At 45.6% G+C, this 4,636-nt stretch carries 5 protein-coding genes; all 5 read left to right on the top strand.

Annotation, left to right across the window (positions count from 1 at the left end; all coding sequences use genetic code 11):
- On the top strand, positions 1-595 hold a 595-nt coding region (locus A3757_RS18130), incomplete at its 5' end, for a MoxR family ATPase (RefSeq protein ID WP_197470122.1).
- Between the two features lie 3 nt (positions 596-598).
- Positions 599-1,552, top strand: coding sequence for a DUF58 domain-containing protein (locus A3757_RS18125; protein WP_068506436.1), 954 nt, complete (start codon positions 599-601; stop codon positions 1,550-1,552).
- A 15-nt stretch (positions 1,553-1,567) separates the two neighbouring features.
- The gene (locus A3757_RS18120) at positions 1,568-2,044 is read left to right on the top strand and encodes a DUF4381 domain-containing protein (RefSeq protein WP_068506434.1); all 477 of its coding nucleotides are present in this window, start codon (positions 1,568-1,570) and stop codon (positions 2,042-2,044) included.
- Positions 2,037-3,095, top strand: coding sequence for a VWA domain-containing protein (locus A3757_RS18115; protein ID WP_068506432.1), 1,059 nt, complete (start codon positions 2,037-2,039; stop codon positions 3,093-3,095). Before A3757_RS18120 ends, A3757_RS18115 begins: the two co-directional genes overlap by 8 nt.
- Positions 3,095-4,636 (top strand): VWA domain-containing protein (locus tag A3757_RS18110; protein WP_068740044.1); only part of this gene is annotated, 1,542 nt, incomplete at its 3' end. The genes A3757_RS18115 and A3757_RS18110, both read left to right, overlap by 1 nt.

Raw genomic sequence — 4,636 nt, 5'->3', positions numbered from 1 at the left:
CGAGCGACAAGTAAGCGTTGGCAAACAAACCTTCCCGCTTGATAGTTTATTCTTAGTAATGGCCACGCAAAACCCAATCGAACAAGAAGGCACCTACCCCCTGCCCGAAGCGCAGTTAGATCGTTTTTTAATGCACGTAAAGATCGACTACCCCAACCTTGAGTCCGAAAAGGAAATATTGCGACTAGCCAGAAGCGAGCACGATGACACGCCATTGAACGAAGAGGTATTAGAACTTGCTCAGTCTGAGATCTTCCAAGCCAGGAAAGAGATGTCTGCAATCCATATGAGCGAAGCTGTAGAGGAATATCTTGTCCACCTTACGATTGCGACGCGTCAACCTACACAATACGGTGAAGACCTGGGTCGCTGGATCGATTTCGGCGCCAGTCCACGCGCAACAATTTCCCTAGATCGCTGCGCACGTGCTTATGCATGGTTAAATGGCAAAGATTTCGTTAGCCCTGACGATATTCGCGCCGTACTTCACGACGTCTTTCGTCATCGCATTATCATCAGCTTTGAAGCTGAAGCAGACGGTATAACAGCCGATCATGTGATCAATGAACTAATTCACCGCGTTCCTGTAGCATAATCAATGCCTGTTACTAATTCAGACTCAATTCCCAACCTCGACCAGGGGCCTTATACTTCGGTGCAGGCGCTTGCGCGTTTACGTTGGCAGGCAAAAAATCTAAAACTCAGAAAAGCAAAAGCTATTTCGCGCCCCCAAAGCGGTTCACACCTATCCAAATTCCGCGGTCGAGGCATGGAGTTCGCAGAAGTTCGTGTATATCAGCCTGGTGACGACGTTCGGAGTATCGATTGGCGCGTTACAGCACGGCGCCAGACGCCTCACACTAAACTATTTAACGAAGAACGCGAACGCCCACTCCTAGTTATTTGTGATCAGAGTAAAAGCCAGTTTTTCGGTAGCAAACATAGCTTCAAGTCCGTTAGAGCTGCCGAAGCTGCTGCCTTGTTCGCATGGTCTGCACTCGACCACAATGACCGCGTTGGAGGCATAGTATTCTCTGACATTGCACATCACGAAGTAAAGCCAGCGCGTAGTCGCAAGTCAGTAATGCAATACATTAATTTTCTTAGTCAGTTTAACCAAGCCTTGAATATAGAAGATAGCAAAATTCCCCCTTCTTTCTCGCTTGATAAGGCACTAATAGAAGCGGTCAGACTTGCAAAGCCAGGTACGCTTATCGTTATCATCAGCGACTTTTTACACTTTAATCAGGAAACTGAAAAAGCACTTAAGGCCCTTAGTAGGCACAATGAGTTACTCTTCATTCGTAGCTATGACCCTCTAGAGGAAGAGCTTCCTCCACCAGGCTTACACCCTGTATCTGATGGCCAACAAACTCTGCTCATCAACTCAAACTCGGCACAAGTTCGATCCGACTACAGCGCCTGGGCGACTCAACACAAAAACCAGTTAGAAGAAATGAGCAAACGTTTTAAATCCTTATTAATAAATCTGTCTACACATCAGGAAACTAGCCACTGTCTCCAAGAAATTCTGCGCAATTACAGCAGATAGTGACTCAATAACACCATGAACCCATCATCGCCATTAGACCAACTAAAAGATATCCACCCTCCCGTGGATATCACCTGGTGGCCGCTAGCTTTTGGCTGGTGGGCTTTAATTGTTATTTCGGTCATCGCTATTGCGCTTGGTCTTACTTTTTTCATAAGACATAGACAACGGAATGCCTGGCGCAGGGTAGCCTTACTTGAACTTAAAGCAATAACCCACAACTCAAAAAGTTGGGATAACTTCGAGCTAGCTACCGAAATAAACATACTCCTAAAGCGATGCCTTGCCGGGAACTCAAGCTCTACTGCACACCTTAGCGACACCGCTGACAAATGGGGCGATACTCTCAACACAACGCAAAACAAAGTAATACTGCCGAGCGACTTACTAGACATCCTCTGTCACGAGATTTACCAACGGAATTGCCCTCGTATAAATACCGAGCAATTGATGCTAATCGAAAAATGGATTCGAGGCCTACGTCATGCTTGATAATCTCTTAGAAGCACTTAACTTTGGGCTAGTTTGGCCTCTTGCGCTATTACTTTTGCCAATTCCTTTGCTCATCCCTCGGCGAGCAAATCAAAGCACCACAAACTATAGAGCGCCGCAGCTTCCACTCTATGAAACAGTAAAAGCACTGAAACTGTCACGTGCACCAGAAGGAAAAACCCATAGCAAACTAAGTAAATACCTACTGGCTTTTGCGTGGTGTTTTCTAATAGTTGCAGCCTCCAGGCCTACTTACTACGGAGAAAAAGTAAACCTCCCGCTAAGTGGAAGAGACTTGATGCTGGCAATCGATATATCACCAAGCATGAAAGAAACAGACCTTAAATTAGATGATGAGTTTGTATCTCGCTTGGACGTTGTCAAAAATGTTGTCTCTTCCTTCGTTACGCAAAGAAAAGGTGACCGCATCGGCTTAATACTGTTTGGCTCTGAGCCCTATATCCAATCGCCGCTTTCATTCGACACAAAAACGGTCAACACACTACTGCAAGAGGCTTACTTAGGTATGGCAGGTAAAGCAACGGCTATCGGCGATGCTATCGGTCTTGGTGTTAAACGCCTAAGGGAAAGACCGAAAGATAGCCGCGTTCTCATATTACTTAGCGACGGCGCGAATACCGCTGGCGAGATCCCCCCCGAAAAAGCTGCACAGTTAGCAGCTCAAGAAGACATCATTATTTATACGATTGGTATTGGTGCCGACGAGCTTTACCGACGAAGCTTTTTTGGCACTCAAAAGGTCAACCCCTCAGCTGATCTGGACGAAGACATGCTAAATGCAATTGCCGAAGTCACTGACGGCAAGTATTTTAGGGCCCGAAACACTGAAGAATTAAACGCGATATACCAGCTCATCAATGAGCTTGAACCAATCGAACAAGACAGCAGAAGCTATCGGCCCACTAAATCTTTGCTTGTATATTTCCTGTCAATAAGCCTGTGTTTTTATCTGGCCGCTTTAGTTGTGAGTTATGCATCTAGCTCACGCTTTACCACTTTCTTCTCTTCCCTAAGAGGAGACAAGCAATAGTGAATCTAGATTTACTCGCCAATTTTCATTTTTTACGTCCATTTTGGCTAACTTGCTTGCTAGCACTGCCTTTTGTCTGGCTTATCCTGCGGCAGTTTAATCAACGAAGCGGAGATTGGAGCCGAAGCATCGACCCTGAGCTTTTGAAGCATTTAACTCCTGCATCCAGTGATAATGAATCAGGCAAAAAAAACTGGCCGCCAATTTTGTTGTTATTGCTAGCCATTATTGGGCTTTCTGGCCCGAGCTGGGAACAAAAACCTAGGCCCGTTGCACAACTACAAGACGATATGGTAGTCATTCTTGACCTATCCGTATCAATGCTTGCCACCGATGTAAAACCCAGCAGACTCGTTAGAGCAAAGCAGAAACTTCACGACCTGCTAGCACTGCGCACAGAAGGAAACACCTCACTTATCGTATTTTCTGGGGATAGTCATATCGTTACACCCTTAACAGATGACATAAATACAATCAAAGCCAGCCTTGAAGCACTTGACCCTTTTATTATGCCGGTTATCGGAAGCAGACCAGATAATGCCGTGAACCAAGCAATTGAGCTATTCAAACAAAACAACTCACGATCAGGTCGCGTTATCCTGATTGCAGACAGTAGCACGCAAGAGCAAAATGAACGTATTTCAGATGCCTTGAGTAGCAAGAATATCCATCTAGATGTTCTTGCAGTAGGTACCAAAGAAGGCGGGCCGATAGATATACCCGGAAAAGGATATTTTAAAAGCCAGGGCGAGATCGTCATCCCACAGACTCCTTTCAAACTATTGGACAGTCTTGCAGGGGTAAATCGCGGCAAGATGGTTAAAATGTCCCTAGATGATCACGACCTAGAGGCGCTTGATATCACGGGTGAACGACTGAGAAAAGCAAAAGCGAACAATACTGACAAGCAAGAAAGTTTTCGTACCTTTGATGCCTGGGAAGATGCCGGTTATTTGCTGTTATTCTTAATAATACCTTTTGCGCTTTTTGCGTATCGACAAAACACACTTCTAGCGCTGTTTATTTCGATATCGCTTATTTCTTTACCAGAAACCTCACACGCCCTTGAAGCAAGAGACTTGTTTAAGACCCAAGACCAGCAAGCTCAAGAGCTAATGAAGCAACAGTCCTACACTGAGGCTGCCGAGAAATTTGAATCCATAGAACATAAGGCAGCCGCTCATTATCGCGCTGGAAATTACGAGCAAGCTGCGAAGTTATACGAAACACTCCCCTCACAGGATGCTTTGTACAACTTGGGGAACAGTCTGGCAAGGAACCAAAAATTCCAGGAAGCACTCGATGCTTACGAGCAAGTATTGAAGCAAAACCCGGATCATCAAGACGCAAAATCAAACAAAGAACTAATAGAGAAACTTCAACAGGAAAACGAGCAGAAACAAAACAGTGACCAGGAGAACCAGGAGAACCAGGAGAACCAGGAGAACCAGGAGAACCAGGAGAACCAGGAGAACCAGGAGAACCAGGAGAACCAGGATCAGGGTAAGCCCGATAATTCTGAAAGCCAAGATGGTGGCAAA

It is taken from the genome of Oleiphilus sp. HI0117, from assembly GCF_001635235.1.
Note: the sequence above shows the minus strand (reverse complement) of the source record. Positions and strands in the feature narration are given on the sequence as shown.